The 19,641-nt window shown below is 35.0% G+C and carries 14 protein-coding genes; 7 read left to right on the forward strand and 7 right to left on the reverse strand.

The features are described from left to right. Window positions 1-61: 61 nt before the first annotated feature. From EHC72_RS00160 to rpmB, 3 genes are all read right to left on the reverse strand, one after another. Entirely contained in the window at window positions 62-217 is a 156-nt protein-coding gene (locus EHC72_RS00160; protein ID WP_010599808.1) for a DUF4295 domain-containing protein, read from the reverse strand. A gap of 82 nt (window positions 218-299) precedes the next feature. After that, a complete protein-coding gene (rpmG, locus tag EHC72_RS00165; RefSeq protein WP_010599807.1) occupies window positions 300-482 on the reverse strand; it encodes a 50S ribosomal protein L33 in 183 nt (60 codons plus the stop codon). A 43-nt stretch (window positions 483-525) separates the two neighbouring features. Next, window positions 526-759, reverse strand: coding sequence for a 50S ribosomal protein L28 (gene rpmB / locus EHC72_RS00170; protein WP_131535406.1), 234 nt, complete (start codon window positions 757-759; stop codon window positions 526-528). A 212-nt stretch (window positions 760-971) separates the two neighbouring features. Here rpmB and acs point away from each other — a divergent pair, with 212 nt between their 5' ends. After that, complete coding sequence (acs, locus tag EHC72_RS00175; RefSeq protein WP_131535407.1) at window positions 972-2,867, forward strand: acetate--CoA ligase; 1,896 nt, start codon at window positions 972-974, stop codon at window positions 2,865-2,867. 73 nt (window positions 2,868-2,940) lie between these two features. On the opposite strand, the gene EHC72_RS00180 is transcribed toward acs, so the two are convergent. The 4 genes from EHC72_RS00180 to EHC72_RS22575 form a co-directional block, all read right to left on the reverse strand. After that, on the reverse strand, window positions 2,941-4,308 hold the full coding sequence (locus tag EHC72_RS00180) for a RagB/SusD family nutrient uptake outer membrane protein (RefSeq protein WP_131535408.1): 1,368 nt from the start codon (window positions 4,306-4,308) through the stop codon (window positions 2,941-2,943). A 15-nt stretch (window positions 4,309-4,323) separates the two neighbouring features. Continuing rightward, complete coding sequence (locus tag EHC72_RS00185) at window positions 4,324-7,335, reverse strand: SusC/RagA family TonB-linked outer membrane protein (RefSeq protein WP_131535409.1); 3,012 nt, start codon at window positions 7,333-7,335, stop codon at window positions 4,324-4,326. Between the two features lie 275 nt (window positions 7,336-7,610). Further along, window positions 7,611-10,544, reverse strand: coding sequence for a M16 family metallopeptidase (locus EHC72_RS00190; RefSeq protein WP_131535410.1), 2,934 nt, complete (start codon window positions 10,542-10,544; stop codon window positions 7,611-7,613). 93 nt (window positions 10,545-10,637) lie between these two features. Further along, a complete protein-coding gene (locus EHC72_RS22575) occupies window positions 10,638-10,781 on the reverse strand; it encodes a hypothetical protein (protein ID WP_165585742.1) in 144 nt (47 codons plus the stop codon). A gap of 173 nt (window positions 10,782-10,954) precedes the next feature. Between EHC72_RS22575 and surE the strand changes: the two genes are divergently transcribed. From surE to EHC72_RS00220, 6 genes are all read left to right on the forward strand, one after another. Beyond that, window positions 10,955-11,800, forward strand: a complete 846-nt coding sequence (gene surE / locus EHC72_RS00195; RefSeq protein WP_131535411.1) for a 5'/3'-nucleotidase SurE — start codon at window positions 10,955-10,957, stop codon at window positions 11,798-11,800. A 10-nt stretch (window positions 11,801-11,810) separates the two neighbouring features. Continuing rightward, window positions 11,811-12,083, forward strand: coding sequence for a stationary phase survival protein SurE (locus EHC72_RS00200; protein WP_131535412.1), 273 nt, complete (start codon window positions 11,811-11,813; stop codon window positions 12,081-12,083). Window positions 12,084-12,129: 46 nt separating this feature from the next. Continuing rightward, complete coding sequence (lpxB, locus tag EHC72_RS00205) at window positions 12,130-13,239, forward strand: lipid-A-disaccharide synthase (RefSeq protein ID WP_131535413.1); 1,110 nt, start codon at window positions 12,130-12,132, stop codon at window positions 13,237-13,239. Window positions 13,240-13,424: 185 nt separating this feature from the next. After that, window positions 13,425-16,616, forward strand: coding sequence for a SusC/RagA family TonB-linked outer membrane protein (locus tag EHC72_RS00210; RefSeq protein WP_246029347.1), 3,192 nt, complete (start codon window positions 13,425-13,427; stop codon window positions 16,614-16,616). An 11-nt stretch (window positions 16,617-16,627) separates the two neighbouring features. Next, complete coding sequence (locus EHC72_RS00215) at window positions 16,628-18,283, forward strand: RagB/SusD family nutrient uptake outer membrane protein (protein WP_131535414.1); 1,656 nt, start codon at window positions 16,628-16,630, stop codon at window positions 18,281-18,283. Between the two features lie 250 nt (window positions 18,284-18,533). Beyond that, window positions 18,534-19,538, forward strand: a complete 1,005-nt coding sequence (locus EHC72_RS00220; RefSeq protein ID WP_131535415.1) for a LacI family DNA-binding transcriptional regulator — start codon at window positions 18,534-18,536, stop codon at window positions 19,536-19,538. Window positions 19,539-19,641 lie beyond the last annotated feature (103 nt).

Here is a 19,641-nt window from a genome sequence, read left to right on the forward strand (position 1 = left end):
AAAGCCCTTCCGGTTAATGCGGAACGGCCTTTAATATTTTCAATATTAAAAAATATTAACCTTATTTAGATGCGATAGCATCTTTAACGTGGTCGTTATGAACGATAAGTTCTTTGAATGAATAAGCACCAGTTTTTGGTGATTTAACCATTGTAATTACTTTCGAATATTCTTTACCAGTTCCGGTTTTAAGGGTTGCAACTACTTTCTTTGCCATGATATTTTAATTTTAAATGATCAAATTAGAGAATTATAGAATGAAAGAGTTTTAAAGCTCGAGCATTCAATCTTTCATTCAATTATTTTATTTCTTTATGTACAGTTACTTTTCTCAATACCGGATTGAATTTTTTCAACTCTAATCTTTCGGTAGTGTTTTTACGGTTTTTAGTCGAAATATATCTAGACATACCTGGCATGCCACTTTCTTTATGCTCAGTACATTCTAAAATAACCTGAACTCTGTTACCTTTTTTTGCCATTTTAATATAAATTTAAACTGTTAATCTCAACAGTTAATGTTTTTTACAAAAATCCTTTTTTTACGAAACGACTAATCGCTTCGCTAATACCCACTTTGTTAATGGTTTTTATCGCTGAAGTTGAAACTTTCAACGTAATCCAACGGTCCTCTTCAGGGATATAAAATTTCTGAAGTTTTAAGTTAGGATAAAATTTGCGCTTGGTTTTAACGTTCGAGTGAGAAACATTATTACCTTTCATCGCCATTTTTCCTGTTAAATCACAAACTCTTGACATGACTTGTATATATAGTTGTTAATATCGCTACTTAATTTTTTTAAGAGTGTGCAAATATCTGAATAATAATTGTAAAAGACAAGCATAGGCGGAAAAATTTTAATATATTTTTTAAATATTCCTCTTTATCCATTTTGATACCATTTGAAAGTTTTATTCCCTCAATAATTATTTAAATTAGCGGCTACTAATCCAAAACATATAAACGAGCAATGCAAATTACATCTTTTAAGCAATACGAAGAAGATTATAGAAAAAGCGTAGATAACCCCGAGCAATTTTGGGGAGAAGTAGCACAAAACTTTCAATGGCGTAAACCTTGGTACAAAGTACTTTCATGGAATTTTGAAGAACCGAATATTAAATGGTTTGAAGGCGCAAAGCTAAATATTACCGAAAATTGTTTAGATAGGCACTTAGCCAAAGATGGAGATAAACCAGCCATTATTTGGGAGCCTAATAACCCCGAAGAGGAAAGTGTTACACTCACTTATAAAATGCTTCACGAACGGGTTTGCCGTTTTGCTAATGTTTTAAAAAGAAACGGTGCTAAAAAGGGTGATCGAATTTGCATTTATATGCCTATGGTACCAGAATTGGCTATTGCTGTACTAGCTTGTGCTCGTATTGGTGCTGTACACTCTGTAGTGTTTGGTGGCTTTTCAGCTAAATCTATTGCTGATAGAATTAATGATGCTCAATGTAAATTGGTTATTACTGCTGATGGTGCTTACCGTGGAAATAAACAAATTCCTTTAAAAGAGGTAATTGATGATGCCTTAATTGGTTGTCCGACAGTATCTAAGTGTATTGTTTTAACACATGTACGCACGCCTGTTTCTATGCTTAAAGGACGTGATGTTTGGTGGGAAGATGAGGTAAAACACGTAAATGATATTTGCGAAGCAGAGGAAATGGATGCCGAAGATTTGCTATTTATTTTGTATACATCTGGATCAACCGGAAAACCAAAAGGCGTGGTGCATACTTGCGGTGGTTACATGGTTTACGCAGGCTATACTTTTTCTAATGTATTTAATTATCAACCTGGTGAAGTATATTTTTGTACAGCAGATATTGGGTGGATTACCGGTCATTCTTACATTGTTTATGGTCCATTATCTCAGGGTGCAACTTCTGTATTGTTTGAAGGAATTCCAACTTATCCAACTCCTTCGCGTTTCTGGGATATTGTAGAAAAACATAAGGTAAATACTTTATATACAGCGCCAACAGCAATCCGATCTTTAATGAGTTTTGGAGAAGAGCCATTAAACGGAAAAGATTTAAGTTCTATCCGTGTTTTGGGTTCAGTAGGGGAGCCAATTAATGAGGAAGCTTGGCATTGGTTTGATGAAAAAATTGGGCATAGTGAAGCGCCAATTGTAGATACTTGGTGGCAAACCGAAACAGGCGGAATTATGATTTCACCTATTGCTACGGTAACACCAACAAAACCGGGCTACGCTACCTTACCTTTGCCAGGTATTCAGCCAATTTTAGTTGATGAAAACGGAAACGAAGTAGAGGGTAATGGTGTAAGTGGAAATTTATGTTTAAAGTTTCCATGGCCAGGTATGCTGCGTACTACTTATGGCGATCATGAGCGTTGCAAGCAAACATATTTTTCTGCTTATCCTAATTTATATTTTACTGGTGACGGCTGCTTACGGGATGAAGACGGTTATTATAGAATTACCGGTCGTGTTGATGATGTTTTAAATGTATCAGGCCATAGAATAGGAACTGCAGAAGTAGAAAATGCGATAAATATGCATGCTGGAGTAGTAGAAAGTGCTGTAGTTGGTTATCCTCATGATGTAAAAGGACAAGGTATTTACGCTTTTGTAATTTATCCAGAAATGCATGGCGAAGCTGAATTATCTAAAAAGGATATTTTACAAACCGTTACTCGCGTAATTGGAGCAATTGCAAAGCCTGATAAAATACTATTTGTTTCAGGTTTACCTAAAACACGTTCTGGTAAAATTATGCGTCGTATTTTACGCAAAATAGCCGAAGGTGATACTTCCAATTTGGGTGATACATCAACTTTGCTGGATCCAGCGGTTGTTGAAGAAATTATAGAAGCCTCGAAGAAACTTTAAAACTTCGTGCTGAATTTAAACAAAAAATGCCTCCGAAATTTCGGAGGCATTTTTTGTTTATGGATTAAAATTATTAATATCCAGGGTTTTGTTCTAACGCTTTGTTAGCGGTCATTTCACGATCTGGAATAGGGAATACCAATTTGGGATCATCATATGGATAAACACCTATTGATCTTTTTGTGCGTTTATAATCATGTAATTTAAACCCTTCAAAATCTAATTCTTTTTCGCGTTCGTTTAAAATAACATCAAGTGTTAAAGCAATGGTACCCAGGCCTGCTCTAGTTCTAAGAATATTAATATCATCTGCAGGGGTGGCGCCTACGCTCGTTCCCAGCCTAAAATTGCATTCTGCACGAATTAAATATTGCTCAGTAATGCGACAAACAGGAATATTATCAAAATAACCATACCATTTTTTTGTAAACAAACCAGTTCTAGCGCCAGTACCATCATAAATCATTTCAGTTTGTCTCTTATCTCCAGCCTCAAACGAATTATAAAATACAGTATTTATTCTAACGTCGCCACGGCCAACATTGCCACCAGTAGAGTTTTTGTAGCTAGAATAAAAAGTAGCTAAACCATCATTTGCTGTGCCGGCATTACTTTGTTCGTTTTGTTGAATTTCGAAAATACCTTCATTAGAATTTTTGGTTCTGAAGGGCGCTTCCAACGAATTGGTAATTAAATGATAAGGGCTATTAGATATGATATCGTTTGCCAAATCTCTGGCTAGTGCATATTTTTCTTCTTGCAAATAAACTCTTGCTAAAAATGCTTTAGCGGCATATTGATCGTTTACTGATGCTAATTTTGTAATCGCCGTTTTTAAATCGTTTTCAACTGCAATATAAACCTCTGCAATAGTATTTCGGGGTACACTTTGCACAACATTATCAATTGTACTAACTGCTTTAGAAATAATTGGTACGCCTAAGCCGCTATTTGCACCAGTTGCGTTGTAAGGTTGCGCATATAATCTTACAAGTTCGAAATGCATAATTCCTCTTATAAATAACGCTTTACCTTCTATAACTGTTCTTGTGTCATTATTACTAACAACACCTAATGCTGATAATACAATGTTTGCGGTATTAATGGCTTTATAGGCAGATACCCACGTTCTTGTAGCATCGGCATTTGACGATAAAATGGCCTTGCCAGATATATTCCTATAGGTGCTGAAGGAACCAACCCAATTTAAATAGTTATCGCTGGCATATAAATCGGGAACAAACACCAAATTTGTTCCATACAAATCACCAGTAGCTAATGTTGTGTAAGCACCAATTAATGCATTTTGTACATCAGCGGTGGTTTTTAATGCATCTTTAGCATCTATAGATTGTTTGGGATCTATTTCTAATTGCTTTTTACAAGCTGAAAAGCTTATGACGAATAAAAGAGCGATCCATATATTTTTATAATTTTTCATAATTCTATTTTATTTTTATAAACCAATGTTTACTCCGAAAGTTATTGTTCTTGCTTGTGGTGGGGTATAAAAATCGTGACCTAATTGAATATTTGCAGATTGTATACTTGACCCACCTGGCGTATTAACTTCTGGATCGTAACCTTTGTAGCCTGTTATGGTAAATAAATTAAGTGCTGATGCATATAACCTAACATTTTGCATTTTATATTTATTTACAAATGCCTTAGGTAAATTGTACGCTAAAACAACTGTTTTAATCCTTAAGTAAGAACCTTTTTGAATCCATCTTGATGATGGGCTTGTGCCATTACCTTCATCAAAACGTGGTTGAGGAATATTTGTAATGGTGTTAGTTGGTGTCCAATAATTTAGCTGGTCAATGGTTTGATTATCAAAATAATCACCGTTTGCAGATTGGAAAGCCCCCGCCATATTGTAAATATCATTGCCCGATACGAATTGAGCTTGTATATCTAAATCAAAATTTTTATAAGAAAAATGATTTCCAAAACCACCATAATATTTAGGATTTGGATCGCCAAGTTTTTGATTTTGAGCTGCAGCATAGCTGTTTGTTGTAGTTGTTCTGGTTGCATCAACAAAGTATAAAGCATCACCGTTTGCTGGGTCTACGCCTGCATAAGCTTTACCGTAAAAATAACCTAAAGGCTCGCCAACGGCAACTCTTCCTAAAAACCTGCCGCCTGGATAAATTGGTTGATCATTAACTAAACGCAAAACTTTATTTCTATTAAAAGAAATATTGAAAGAGGTGGACCACTTAAACTCTCCAACAAAGTTTTTAGTATTTAAAGATATCTCAAGACCTTTATTTTGCATATCTCCAATATTTTGTACAATTGATGTAAAACCATTTGTTGCTGGAATTGGAGCGTTTAGCAATAAATCTTTGGTTTTCTTTTTATAATATTCTACCGTTCCGGAGATTCTATCAGATAAAAAGCCAAAATCTAAACCGATATTGTAATTTGATGTCGTTTCCCAACTCAAATTAGGATCACCTAACTGGCTAGGAGAAGTGCCTCCAATACCTGCATAATTAACGCCGCTGTATAAATTTCTGGATGGAAAATCACCAATTTCGGCATTACCCGTTAAACCATAACTTGCTCTAAGTTTTAGTAAGCTAATTGCTGTGCTTGATTTCAGGAAATCTTCCTGATTGATAAGCCAGCCTGCAGAAAATGCAGGGAATGTTCCATAGCGGTTATTAACGCCAAATCTTGAGGATCCATCTGTTCTAACTGATGCGCTAAGTAAATATTTATCATCATATTTATAGTTAACCCTTGCTAAATAAGAAACAAAAGAGTGTTCTGTTTCAGATGAACTACCTAAAGAAATTATGGCAGCACTAGCAATTTTTGTAAAACTATCTGATGGGAAACCTGTACCTTCTACATTAGAGTATCTGAATTTGGTATCTTGAAAGGCAAAACCAGCTAATGCATTTATGTTGTGTTTTTCGTTAAAGGTTTTTGAATATGTTAACGTGTTGTTAGTGTTAAAGTTGATGGATTTTGCCATATAATCACTTCCATAACCCCTTGTGCCACCACCATCTTGAGTTTTCGATCCCAAATATTGTTCTTCTTCCAAATTATTAAAGTCAAAACCGTATTCACTCCTGAAAACCAAATCTGGTGTAAACTTTAAACTTGCATAGGCATTTGCAAAAGTGCGGTAAGTTGTAGATAGATTTTTACCATTAGCAATATCAATTAAACTGTTGTAATAAACGGTATTGTTATTAAGCTCTCCATTTACATAAACTGGTTGTATTGGAGGTAATGCGTTTAATTGCAATGGATTAGAGAAGGCGTTGTCAGTAGGAATCCGATAATTGTCAACCTTTGAAATATTAACAGAACCACCAACTTCTAAAAGTTTAGAAACGGTATGATCTAGGCTAAGCCTGCCACCTGTACGTACATATCTATTGGAAAAAATTATGCCATTATTATTATTATAGTTACCAGAAATCATGAAACGAGTTTTTGCATCGCCACCATTAATATTTAAGCTATACTGTTGTGTATGGCCTCTTTTTAATGATTCATTTACCCAATTGGTATTATTGTTTGAGTTCCAGTCATCTGTACCAGTATAATCTGCCCACATTTCAGCTGCGTTTGCATAATCTCCATCATCATAATTATTATATTTAAATGAAGCATCAAGTAGCTGACGGTATTGATCGGCGTTTAAAAATTTACCTTTCTTTGTAGGATCACTAAAGCCAGCATAATATCCAAAGTCTATATTAGTTCTACCTTGTTTACCTTTTTTTGTGGTGATAATTACAACGCCGTTAGATCCTCTTGCACCATAAATTGCAGCTGATGCAGCATCTTTTAAAACCTCCATGGATTCTATATCATCCGGACTAATTGCAGCCAACGGATTATCAGCCTCTGTATAGGTACCTAAAGCTTCAGTTACAATAGGTACGCCATCAATAACAAATAGTGGTTGGTTACTTGCTGATATTGAAGAAATACCTCTAACCCTTATTTGTAATGCCTGGCCAAGCTTGCCACTTCCTGAGTTTATAAAGACTCCAGGTGCCTTACCTTGCAATGCACTTTCGACAGTAGGGATAGGCCTATCTTTTAAATCAGCGGCAGAAACTCTAGCGATTGATCCAGTTACATCTCTTTTATTTTGCGTACCATAACCTACAACCACAATATCATTTAAAGTAGCAGCATTATCTTCTAAAACAACATTGTATGAGTTATTGCCTGTAATAGCAATTTCTTTGCTTTTATACCCGATAAAACTAAAAACAAGTACTTTGGCGCTAGTAGGAACACTGAGTTTAAATGTACCCGAAGCATCAGTCTGTGTGCCATTACCTGAAGAGCCCTTTACATAAATGCTAACACCGGGGAGGGGTAAGGTATCGCCGGAGGTAACCTTCCCGGTAATAACCCTTTCTTGCGAGGAAGCTTGTGCCATTGCAAAGCAATACAGCAAAAACCATAAGAGTAGTTTTTTCATCAAATTTAAGTTTTAGTTAATGATTAATTTGTTCGTAAATGATTAATACAATGTAACGAAAAAAAAATATATAAGTGAGTTTAATATGACAATTCTAAATGGTGAGTGGGTTAACTGTCGTAAGGCACATTTTGGAGAATGGACCAGCCACAAAGTGCCAAATAGAGGATAAACTTACTGTTTGCGACTTAATTAAAGTAATGGACTTTGCTTAAAGCAAAACAGCGTCTCGATTTACATCGAAACGCTGTTTTTAAATGAGTAAGAATGCTTACTTAGTATCCAAAAATTTGTTCTAGGGTTAACTTTGTTACTGCACCATATTTTTCTAAATCAGCGGTGCTTACCTTCTTCTCTGATGCTACGATACAGTAGTTATAAGGCTTGCCTGATAAATTAGTTTGGTGAAAAGTTTTAATATCAGCAAATGTTAATGGTTTTAAATTAGTATAAAGATCGATCCTTGAATCGTGATCAAAGCCTAATTTTTTATCTGCTAAATAAGAATAAATAATGCCATCTTTCGTAATACGAGAGGTTTCAAGGCCATTTAAACTATTTCCTTTTGATAAGCTAAATGATTTATCAGACTCTGGTAAAGTGGTTAATAACTCATTCATGCCTACAACAGCATCATTCATTTTATCTGCTTGCGTACCTACGTAAGCCACCACAGTGTTTTCTTTTTCTTTACTGTTTGGAGCAGAATAAAAGGCGAATGTTGAGTAAGCTAAAGCTTTTGATTCGCGAATGGTTTGGAAAACGATAGAACCCATACCACCACCGAAATAGTTATTAAATAGATCAATTTTTGCAGCATTTGCGGCATCATATAAACCAGCATTACGCAACCAACGAATTTCGGCCTGTACCATATCGTAATCAGCAAAGTAAACTTTGTTTGCATCAGTAGTGGTGTAAGTAAATTTTTTCATTGGCGCCTCTGGTGTAAACTCCTTTGGTAAAGGGTGTACTTTAGCGATATCAGAAGAGAAAGCTTCCAAATCTTTAGGACCGTAATAAGTAATGATGTGTTTATAATTGGTTAAGTTGTGCAAAAGATAAATTAAATCAGCTGATTTCATGTTTTTAATCTCATCGTTTGTTAAACCATAATTTGTTGGATTATCAGCACCATATTGAGCATAACTCATTAAACCGTTCATAATAGCGGCCTTATTTAATTTATTGTTATCTCTAGCTTTTAATAGGCGGCCTTTTAAATCTTCAAGTGCTTTTTCATTAGGCTTACAATTGGCTAAAACATGCTCAACTAAAGCAACAGCCTTATCAAAATTTTCTTGTAAACCACTTACAGAAATTGTAGTAGCATCAGTGCCTACATTAATGCTGTAAGAGCAGGCGATGTTATAAAATTCTTTACTAATTTCTTCTGCAGAATACTTATCAGTACTTAAAAAGGTTAAGTATTGAGATGCATAAGGCAATAATCTATAATTGTAAGAACCTTTTTCAAAGCGATAGCTTAAACGGAAAATACTGTTTTCGGTGTTTTTAACAGCAATTACTTCAGCAATGCCGGCTTTACCAAAGCTTAAATCTTTAGTATAATCTAAAAATTTAGGCGCAATAGGCGTCACCTTAGCATCTATAATAGATTTTGTGAAAGGAGAAACCTCATTTACATTCGTTTTAACTGCAGTAATAGTTGGTTTTTCTACTTTAATAATGCTTTTATCTTCCCCTTTATGTTTAAGAACGACTACATAATTATCTATAAAGAATTTATTAGCGAAATCAACAATTTCCTTTTTAGTTATTTTTGCCATTGCATCCGTTGCAGATAAAGATTTATCCCATTCGGTACCTCGGTTTTGAATAAAGGCAGTCATGGTTGCCTCAGCTCTAACGTCGTTGTTGTCGTAAGCTTCCAGCTCACTTAATTTTGTGTTTGCAACAGTAGCTTTAATCAAATTTTCATCAAAATCACCTTTTTTAATTAAATCAATTTGATCTAGTAATAATTTCTGAGCCTCTTCTAAACTCTGTCCGGTTTTTGGTGATGCCGAAGTGATAAAATAACCATAATCCTTAAACTGTCCGTAACCAGCGCTAGATCTTAATACTTTTTGTTGTTTATTTAGGTTAATATCTAATAAACCAGCTTTTCCATTAGATAAAATACTGCTAATTAAATCAAGTAATAAACTTTGGTGGCTGTTTTGAGCATATCCACGATATGCAATACCTACACTTTCTGCACTTGGTCCATAAACATCAAGTTTTTGAATTTGAGTTAATGGTTTTTCTGGTGCCGGGTTGTACAATGCAAGTGGTTTTGGAGCCAGGTAAGCAAAATCCTTATCTATTTTCTTAATTAAATTATCATAGTTAATATCACCAGACATGATAACCGCCATATTATTGGGTACATAATATTTGTTGTAATACTTTCTGATTTCAACTAAAGAAGGATTTTTTAAATGTTCTATAGTACCAATAGTACTTTGTTGACCATAGTTATGGGTAGGAAATAAGGCTCTTAATCTTGCTTCGTAAATTTTACGGTTATCGTCATCCAAGCCTCTATTTTTTTCTTCATAAACTGCTTCTAATTCAGTATGGAAAATACGGAAAACCGGAGCACGGAAACGCTCAGCCTGAACGGCTAAAAATTTATCAATAGCATTTGATGGAAGGTCCTCTTCATACACAGTTTCCTCAACAGAAGTATGGGCATTACTTTGCTCACTTCCAATTGCTTTCATCAATTTATCGTACTCATTAGCGATAGAATAATTTGATGCCTCGCCAGAAGTTTTATCAATTTCCTTATAAATTTCCTTACGTTTTGCCGGATCCGTTGTTTTGTTGTAAACTTCGTAAAGCGCCTCTATTTTATCCAATAAAGGTTTCTCTTTAGCATAGTTTAAAGCACCAAACTTATCGGTACCTTTAAATAAGAGATGTTCAAGGTAATGAGCTAATCCAGTGTTGGTTCTTGGATCTGTATTACTACCTGCACGAACAGCCATTTTATACACAATTTTTGGCTCTTTGTTATTTTGAGATAAGATAACCGTTAATCCATTTTTCAACGTATAGAAACGCGATTTTGTAGGGTCGTTTGTTACATATTTATAGGTGTAACCGCCTGATGTACCCGTTTTCCATTGATAGGAGGTTTGAGCATGCGATAAAAAGCAGGTAAAGCAAATTAAGCCTGCCAGTGTTGTTAATTTAAACATATAATTTATGAAGTAATAAAAGTGGTTTTCTGGTATTATAAAAAAAGCTATTGCAATCCTGCCTTCCCATAATAGGTGGCAGGATTAGTTTTACTAACGTGTGAAGCACTCACCACCAGCGTCGCCACAAATTCTGTCCACGTCGTCAATCATAGTTTCAGAAACTGCGCCATTAATTGTGGTTCCGTTATTGCACAGGCAATAGTAACGCGTTCCGCCACCCTGAACGTTTTTCATTTCTTCTCTTGTAAGAGTTGCTTTTTGTTTCGTTTCCATAGTTTTTATTTGAAGTTAGTACTCAAATATAAATATTTTTTATAGTTGATATCTCTAAAGACATAATTAATTTTAAATAGAAAATCTCAAGTCATTTTTACATTAGCAAGCTTATATTCCGTATTTTTACCGATATGACAAAGCAGAGCACAAAACCCAATATTTTAGTTGTAAATGATGATGGAATAACCGCAACAGGTATAAAAAACCTGATGGAAGTTATGCAACAATTAGGGAATGTTGTTGTAGTTGCACCTGATAGCCCGCAGAGCGGAATGGGGCATGCAATAACCATTGGCAAGCCTATCCGTTTTGATAAGGTTGACCTTTACCCAGGTGTTGAAATGTATAAATGTAGCGGTACACCTGTAGATTGTGTTAAAATTGCTGTTAATAAAATTTTTAAAGGTAAAAAACCCGATTTATGTGTATCTGGAATAAACCACGGTTTAAACAATTCTATTAACGTAATTTATTCAGGCACCATGTCTGCTGCGGTAGAAGGTGCTATTGAAAAAATTCCGTCCATTGGTTTTTCTTTAGATGATTTTGGTGCAGATGCAGATTTTAGTCATTGCAAAAAGTATATAAAAAATATTTGTGAACAAGTTTTGGAGCACGGTTTGCCAGAAGGTACGCTGCTAAATGTAAATTTCCCGAATGGAGCAGAAATTAAAGGCGTTAAAATCTGTAGACAAGCAAATGCAAAGTGGGCCGAGGAATTTGAAGAAAGAGTAGATCCTTACAAAAGACCCTATTATTGGTTAACTGGGGTTTTCCAAAACTTTGATAAAGGAGAAGATACCGATGTTTGGGCTTTAGAAAATAATTACGCATCTATTGTTCCTGTACAGTTTGATTTAACAGCACATCATGCTATTCAAATGTTAAATAGCTGGTCTTTTATTGATGATAAAAAATCAAAAACAGGTGATGCGAAAAATACAGTTTCAGCACCTGATGGATTAAATTTAGGCTAGAACCCAACCAATGAATGATCGTTTAAAAAAGCTGAATAACAATGTTTGGGTAGGTGTAGGTATTGGTTTATTAAGCCCAGCTATTTTTTGTTCAATAGCGTGGTATTTAATTCACCATGTGATTTACCTTGCCAAAGCAGATTTACTTTACATTGGCGGCATTGCTATAAACGCCTACACCATGCAATATTTTTTTAAGTACAATAAAGAAAACATTGGGAGAGGAATTTTGGCTGCAACTTTTCTATGTGCCTTTGCATTTTTCTTTTACAAAGTTTTTTAAAAAGCCTGCGTCACTGCAATGACGATATTGTTATAATATCTAAAATATGAAATATTACCTCGTAGCCGGAGAAGCATCAGGCGATTTACACGGAGCAAATTTAATTAAAGCCTTAAAAACAGAAGATGCAGATGCAGATTTCAGGTATTTTGGTGGCGATAAAATGCAGGCAGAAGGTGGGGAGCTGGTAAAACACTATGCTGATATGGCTTTTATGGGCTTTACAGAGGTGGTATTGAATTTAAGAACGATTTTTAAAAACATGAAATCGTGTAAAGCAGATATTTTAGAATGGCAACCTGATGTTTTGATTCTAATTGATTTTCCAGGCTTTAATTTAAAAATCGCAGAATTTGCAAAAGCCAATAATATTAAGGTTTGCTATTATATTTCACCAAAGGTTTGGGCATGGAACCAAAAACGGGTTTTAAAAATAAAACGTGTTGTAGACCATATGTTTTGCATTTTACCTTTCGAAGTAAATTTTTACAAAGAATGGGGAATGAAGGTTGATTACGTAGGCAATCCTTTACTTGATGCAGTGGATCACTTTACGGCTAATGAAAGTTTTAGAGCGCAAAATAATTTAACTGATAAAAAGGTAATTGCGCTTTTACCCGGAAGCCGTAAACAAGAAATAGAAAGGTTGTTGCCCGTTATGCTGAGCATTACCGATCAATACCCAGATTATGTTTTTGCCGTAGCTGCAGCGCCCACTTTTAATGAGGCATATTATAAGCAGTTTACAGGTACTAAAAAGGTTACTTTATTGTTTAATGCCACTTATGATCTTTTGCAAATTGCCCATGCCGCAATTGTGGCATCAGGTACCGCAACTTTAGAAACAGCTTTATTTAAAGTGCCACAAGTTGTGGTATATAAAGGCGGAAAAATTTCCATTGCAATTGCCCGGATGCTAGTGAAAATTAAGTTCATTTCTCTCGTTAATCTTATTGTAAATAAGAAGGTTGTAACCGAACTTATTCAGGAAGATTGTAACACTAAAAAGGTAGATGAAGAGCTTCGTTATATAGTGGATGGAGCAGGGAGAGAAACGATGTTGAATGACTATGATGAGCTATTAAATTTAATGGGAAAACCAGGTGCATCAGCAAAAACAGCGAAACTGATAATCAGTTATCTACGCCAAAAATAACAGTTTTTATAAGTCAACATTTCAAAGTTTTTTCATTTTGTTTAAAACAAAACCGCATTTAAAGCGTTACTAAATCGTTTTGCGGAAAACTTATCATCCTAATTAATTTTTAAAACGCCTCATTAATTAAGTATAATTTTTTGGCCGCATTGCGAACTAATTATTTCTAAACCTAATGAGTGCCAATGAAAAACTATTTACCAATGAGATTGGGATTGCTATGCTTTTTCCTGATTTCATCCATGAAATTATTCGCCAGTTCTATGGGCGAAAACTACAAAACAAACTTTTTATATTTTCAACAAGACACCACTAAACGGCAAGATACAACTAAGAAAACACCCGTTGTAAATACCGTTGACACGATCAAAAAACCGGTAAATCCTTTGGGCACCTCAAACCCAGGTTCGGTGGCAGCATCAACAACCGAGAAGCCTGCAGATTCAACTAGTCAAAAAACCATTACCGGAGTAGTTTTAGATGAAAAAAAGATTGGTTTACCTGGCGTTGGAATTAAAATTCAGGGTAAAACGGGTGGAGCTGTAACGCAAGAAAACGGCAAGTTTACAATCAAGGTAAGTTCTGCTAGTGATGTTTTACAATTTAGCTACATTGGTTATCAGCCAAAATCTATTCCAGCAGGATCAGGAAACACACCATTAGTGGTAAATATGGTTCCATCCGAATCTCAAAAGCTTGATGATGTAGTGGTAGTAGGTTACGGCACTTTAAAATCAAAAGAAGTTACTTCGGCAGTTGCCCACGTTGATACTGCCCAGTTTAGGCAAGGTGGGGCAAGGAGCGCATTGGATTTGGTGCAGGGCAAAGTAGCCGGTTTAAACATTACCCGAACAGGTTCAAATCCAAACTCTAGCCCAAGTGTACAATTGCGTGGCGTAGTATCAGTAACCGGAAGTGCCTCTCCACTTTATGTTATTGATGGTATTCCTGGAGGCAATCCCGATTTACTCCAACAAGATGATGTTTTATCTATTGATGTACTAAAAGATGGTTCGGGAGCGGCAATTTATGGAACCAGTGCAAATGCGGGTGTAATTTTAATTACCACAAAAAAAGGTAAACCAGGCTTGCCTACAATTAATTATTCGGGTTACATTAGAAAAGAATTTATCCAGAATCGACTGGATTTTTTAACAGCAGATGAATTCAGATCCAAAATTGCTTCCGGACAAATAAATGCTGTGGATTACGGTGGGAATTACGATTTATACGATAAGCTGGTTAATCATGGAAATTTGTCTCAAAACCACAACGTTTCGCTTTCTGGCGGTACAGATAAAACCAGTTACAGAGCAAGTTTAAACTATCGTGATTTACAAGGAATTGCTTTAGAAAATGGTAGGAAAGAGTATACCGCTAGAATAAATGTAAACCAAAAAGCTTTTAACGATAAATTGAATTTGCAGTTAAACTTAGCCACTAATTTTAATAGAGCCAATTTACTCTCTAACGGAGGAACTATTCCTTTTTACGATAATGAACTGAATGGAAGCGGTTGGGAAGAGGAATTAGCTAAAAACCCAACTAAACAAATTTATAATCAAGACGGCTCTTTTTATTTTGATAATCAGAGTACCAACCAATACGCAAAGTTATTTCAGCAAACCAATTATCGTAAACAACAAACCAGCTCAGCAGATATTAAAGCCGATATTGATATTGTTAAAGGTTTAAAAGGATCAGTTTTTGGGTCATTACAGCGTGATTTTTATATTGATGGAGGTTACGCCCTTATCGCAAGTGAAAATTCTGTTGAGAATAGCGATTATCCCAATGGCGGTTATGGCTTTAAAAACAATTTCCTCTCGCAAAGCTACGCCTTTGAGCCAACTTTGCAGTACAGTACAACTTTAGCAACCAAACATTCTATTACCGCTTTGGCTGGTTATAGCTATCGTTATAACATGGAAGAAGGACAAAAAGCCAGTAATCGGGGGTTTTTAAATGATCAGTTTCATGAAGATAATTTGGGTGCTGGTCAGGCTTTAGCAGATGGAAAAGCAGCTATGGGAAGTTTTAAAAATGATAATACCTTAATTGCATTCTTTGGAAGGGTAAACTATACTTTCGATGGCAAATATTTAGCTCAGTTTATTTTAAGAAGAGAAGGCTCCTCACGTTTTGGTGCAAATAATAAATGGGGAAATTTCCCTGCGGTTTCATTAGGTTGGAATGTTACGGAAGAAGGCTTTATGAAAAATGTTAAATGGGTAAACTATTTAAAATTAAGAGCCGGTTATGGCGTAACAGGTAATTCGGGTTTTAGCAACAATGCCTCAAGAGTAACATTAAGCGGCGGCGGAAAATACATTTATCCTGACGGAACTTACCGTGAAACTTACGGCCCATCCAGAAACCCAAATCCGTTTTTAAAGTGGGAAACTAAGCGTGAAACCAATATTGGCGCAGATTTTACCTTGTTTAATAGCAAGTTAACCGGATCATTGGATTTGTTTAACAGAACAACAAAAGATCTTTTAGATGAATATATTACACCACAACCACCTTTTGTACAAACAAGAATTTATGCCAATGTAGGCACAATTTCATCTAAAGGGATTGAACTTGCCTTAAGTTATCAAGCTATTAAAACTACAGATTTTACATTTAGCATGGATTTTACAGGTAGTACCATTAAAAATAAATTAAACTCTTATTCAAACGATGTTTACAAAGTGAAATATAAAACCTTTGGTCCAATTGGTGGAGCAGGAGATTTAGGTGATGCCATTATTACTTATGAAGGTGAAGATTTGGGCGTTTTTTATGGTAAACGATTCGCCGGTTTTGATGCAGATGGAAAATGGTTATTCTACAATAGAAACGGCGTAGCGGTAAGAAACGATCAGATTAATTATTCAAAAGATAAAAATCTGTCGGATTTAGCACCAATTGGCAATGCAATTCCTAAATATTATGCCTCTTACACAGCTAATTTCACTTATAAGCAATTTGATCTTCGCATTTTCTTGAGAGGTAAATTTGATTACGATATTTTAAATACAACTGCACTTTCTTATGGGAATCCATTTATTAATGGTTCAAACTACTTAAGCGAAGCATTTACAAAATATAGCGCCATTAAAGATACCTACATGTACTCTGATTATTATTTGGAAAATGGTACAAATGTTAAAATTGATGAGGTAACGGTAGGTTATAATTTTAAGTTAAAAAGCAAACTCATTCGTAATTTCAGGGTATATGCAACAGGGCAAAACTTAGCCACAATTACTGGTTACTCTGGTAACGATCCTGATTTTGTTCAAGATACTGGCTTGGGCCCAGGTATCGATAGTCGTGGTGCTTATCCTAGCACAAGATCATTTCTTTTTGGCGTTAACATAGGCTTTTAATTTATACAACAATGAAAAACAAATCAATAATATATACCGCACTGATTTTATTTACTGGCTTAGGAAGCGCCTGTACTAATTTAGATGAAAAGGCTTACGATAGCATTCCGGCAGATCAGTTTTACAACAATAAAAATGAAGTTTTATCTGCAGTTTTAAGGCCTTACACCCATGCAAACGCTTGGGTTACACCTTCGGGGCAAGATGGGTGGTGGCGCCTGGCAGAGCTTTCTGCAGATCAACTGGCTTGGCCAACCAAAGGCCCCCACGGAGAAGATGGGGGTAAGTGGAAAAGGTTACATTATCACTCCTGGACAGTTGATGAAGCTGGAATTAATAATGCATGGTCTTTAATGTATGGTGGCGTTGGTTATTGTAACGATCCAATTTTTAATATAGAATCTAGAGATATTTCTAAAATGGGAATTACTCAGGCAGAAAAAAACGCTTACCTATCCGAATTGAAATTATTAAGAGCTTTTCATTATTTAAAACTGATGGATTTATTTGGTAATATCCCAATTTCAACATCAATTGTTGATCCATCCAACCCTGTTTTGCCAAATACATCCTCCAGAAAAGATGTATTTGCTTTCGTAGAAAAGGAGATTAAAGATAATTTGGCTAATGTTCCAAAATTATCAAGAGCACAATTAGGGCGTATGAGCCAGGCTAGTGCATACGCTATGCTGGTAGAATTGTATTTAAATGCTGAAGTATGGACTGGAACGCCACGCTGGGATGACTGTATTGCTGCGGCAGATCAATTGATTAATGGTCAGGCAGGCGGTCAAAATGGAAATATGCAATTAGATCCAAACATTAGCGATCAGTTTAAAAATACCAACGACTTATCCAAAGAAGTAATTTTCTCTATTGCTTATGATTTTACCAGAGCAAAATTTGAACCATCATGGACAGGTGAATTTTATCATTTTTCTCAAAAGGAAATTTACGGCGGTGGCAGAAACGGAAATGATGGGGTAGTTTTAGTTCCTGGCGTATACGTAAATTACGAAACAGATGATCTACGTAAAACGAATTGGCTTTTAGCTGGTCCTCAACTTTCTTTTTCTGATGGCGTTACACCAGTAAAAGGTACGGTAGAATATGCCGGTAAACCATTAGAATTTGTTGATAATATCCAAAGGAATATAAAAAATTCTACATTATCTAATATGAGCGAAGGGGAAGAAAATAGCGGCATCCGCTTTAATAAGTATAAGCTAGGAAACTCATTACCCGGAATCGTTAATGGTGTAAAAGTAGAGCCTGATCCAAACTATAATAATACTGATTGGAATGTTTATCGCCTAACGTGGATCTATTTTGCCAAAGCCGAAGCTTTAATGCGTAAAAATGGTGGCGTTGCTACCATAGAAGCTGTTGATTTAATTAATGCTTGCAAATCCAGAGCCTACACCGCCGCAATTTGGCCCTCAAAAGCCTATACCACCGCAACTTTAAATTTAAATGAATTGCTGGAAGAAAGAGGAAGGGAATTTATATTTGAAGGTTTTAGAAGGAATGACTTAATTCGTTTTGGCAAATTTAATACGGCAAAATGGTGGGATCATACACCATCTGCTGCAACCAAAACGTTATATCCAATCCCTCAGCAGCAACGAGATTTAAATACTAAACTTACCCAAAATCCTGGTTATTAGTTTTAGTTAAGACCGTATCGAAAATTAATTTGTCAAAAATTAAACTAAAAAAGTTTAGAGCAAATTAATATTATGATGCGGTCTTTTTCATTTATATCACTTAATACGTTCTAAAAATGCTTAAAATTTGTTAAATAGGGTTTTAATGGGACTAGATTTTCTAAAAAATAGCTGATTATCTACTATATTAGCCAAAATCGAATTCTATAATATATATTCGTAAAACTGACCTTCAAAATAATTATTCATAATGAAAAGCCTCTCTATAAAAGATATAGCTTTAAAAGCAAACGTATCCATTACTACGGTTTCCTTTATTATTAATGGAAAAGCTAAAGAAAAATCAATCAGCGAGGCGGTAATTAAGAAAGTTGAAAAAATTATTAATGAAAGTGGTTACAAACCCAACCAAATAGCCCGAAGCTTAAGAACAGGCAATTCTAATATTATTGGATTGATTGTAGAGGATATTTCCAATTCATTTTTCTCTAAGATAGCCCGTTTAATTGAAGATAAAGCTTATAAAAAAGGTTATAAAATTATCTATTCAAGTACCGAAAATAATGTAGAAAAAGCTAAGGAGCTTATTAATATGTTTAAATCGAGGAAAGTTGATGCTTATATCATTTCTCCGGTTGTGGGCATTGAAGAAGATATAAAGCTGCTTTTAAATGATAATAAGCCCGTAATATTATTTGATAGGAATTTGCCAGATATTGATACCAATTATGTGGGCGCAAACCATTTTACAGCCACATATCAATCAATAGAGAGTTTCGCCAAAACAGGTAAAAAAAATATTGCACTGGTTACTACAGATGTTGGCGTACAGCAAATTATGGAGCGTTTTGATGGTTATAAACAAGCATTAACCGATTATAAAATTCCATATAATGAAAAATTGGTTTTAAAAGTACCCTTTGGTCAGGCAGAAGAAGAAACCATAAATAAAATAAAAGATCTTTTTAAAAATAATGATATTGATGCAGTTTTGTTTGCTACTAACTACTTAGCAATAAGCGGTTTAAAAGCGCTTAAACAGATTAAGAAAACAGTAGGGAAAGATTTATCAGTAATTGCATATGATGACCATGAAGCGTTTGAATTGCATACACCATTAATTTCTGCAGTGCAACAACCGCTTGAAGAAATTGCCGAAGCAGTAATAAAATTAATTTTAAATCAACTTTCTTCAAAAACAAAACTGGCCAATCAGCAAGTTATTATTCCTGCCAAATTAATTTCAAGGAATTAATTATTGTCATTTTGTAGGATTAAAGCCTAATACAATACATTTTTATCGTATTTTACAGAAGGAGATACCTAATGAAGTATCTCCTTTTTTATGTTTCATAAAT

Source organism: Pedobacter nototheniae, from assembly GCF_004335085.1.
Taxonomy (GTDB): Bacteria; Bacteroidota; Bacteroidia; order Sphingobacteriales; family Sphingobacteriaceae; genus Pedobacter; species Pedobacter nototheniae.

Excerpts from the sequence above, each read along its gene's own strand:
- EHC72_RS00215 (WP_131535414.1), top strand. The coding sequence starts at position 16,628 with ATGAAAAACAAATCAATAATATATACCGCACTGATTTTATTTACTGGC.
- EHC72_RS00185 (WP_131535409.1), bottom strand. The coding sequence starts at position 7,335 with ATGAAAAAACTACTCTTATGGTTTTTGCTGTATTGCTTTGCAATGGCA.
- acs (WP_131535407.1), top strand. The coding sequence starts at position 972 with ATGCAAATTACATCTTTTAAGCAATACGAAGAAGATTATAGAAAAAGC.
- EHC72_RS00220 (WP_131535415.1), top strand. The coding sequence starts at position 18,534 with ATGAAAAGCCTCTCTATAAAAGATATAGCTTTAAAAGCAAACGTATCC.
- surE (WP_131535411.1), top strand. The coding sequence starts at position 10,955 with ATGACAAAGCAGAGCACAAAACCCAATATTTTAGTTGTAAATGATGAT.
- EHC72_RS00180 (WP_131535408.1), bottom strand. The coding sequence starts at position 4,308 with ATGAAAAATTATAAAAATATATGGATCGCTCTTTTATTCGTCATAAGC.
- EHC72_RS00210 (WP_246029347.1), top strand. The coding sequence starts at position 13,425 with ATGAAAAACTATTTACCAATGAGATTGGGATTGCTATGCTTTTTCCTG.
- EHC72_RS00160 (WP_010599808.1), bottom strand. The coding sequence starts at position 217 with ATGGCAAAGAAAGTAGTTGCAACCCTTAAAACCGGAACTGGTAAAGAA.
- EHC72_RS00190 (WP_131535410.1), bottom strand. The coding sequence starts at position 10,544 with ATGTTTAAATTAACAACACTGGCAGGCTTAATTTGCTTTACCTGCTTT.
- lpxB (WP_131535413.1), top strand. The coding sequence starts at position 12,130 with ATGAAATATTACCTCGTAGCCGGAGAAGCATCAGGCGATTTACACGGA.
- EHC72_RS22575 (WP_165585742.1), bottom strand. The coding sequence starts at position 10,781 with ATGAAAAACGTTCAGGGTGGCGGAACGCGTTACTATTGCCTGTGCAAT.
- rpmG (WP_010599807.1), bottom strand. The coding sequence starts at position 482 with ATGGCAAAAAAAGGTAACAGAGTTCAGGTTATTTTAGAATGTACTGAG.
- EHC72_RS00200 (WP_131535412.1), top strand. The coding sequence starts at position 11,811 with ATGAATGATCGTTTAAAAAAGCTGAATAACAATGTTTGGGTAGGTGTA.
- rpmB (WP_131535406.1), bottom strand. The coding sequence starts at position 759 with ATGTCAAGAGTTTGTGATTTAACAGGAAAAATGGCGATGAAAGGTAAT.